This window comes from Tropicimonas sp. IMCC6043 (genome assembly GCF_004146235.1).
Classification (GTDB): domain Bacteria; phylum Pseudomonadota; class Alphaproteobacteria; order Rhodobacterales; family Rhodobacteraceae; genus Tropicimonas.
In genome coordinates this window covers 1-255 of the sequence record NZ_SELO01000232.1, presented here as the reverse complement: position 1 = coordinate 255, position 255 = coordinate 1, and the positions used below count along the sequence as shown (strand labels likewise).

Here is a 255-nt window from a genome sequence, read left to right as displayed (position 1 = left end):
ACTCGACAAAGGCGTTCTGCATCGGCTTTCCAGGCGCGATGTAGTGCCAGTCGATCCGCGTTTCCTGGCACCATCTGAGCACGGCCATACTGGTCAGTTCCGTGCCGTTGTCGCTGACAATGCTCCTAGGCCGTCCGCGTCGTGCCGTGATCGCCGTCAGTTCGCGGATGACACGTAGCCCGGAGAGAGACGTGTCTGCGACCAGCGCCAGGCATTCGCGGCTGAAGTCATCGACGATGGCCAACACCCGGAACC

Annotated in this window: 1 protein-coding gene; it reads right to left on the bottom strand. The window is 62.0% G+C overall.

The window, feature by feature from the left end:
- On the bottom strand, window positions 1-255 hold a 255-nt coding region (locus EU800_RS26485), incomplete at both ends, for a DDE-type integrase/transposase/recombinase (RefSeq protein WP_129636394.1).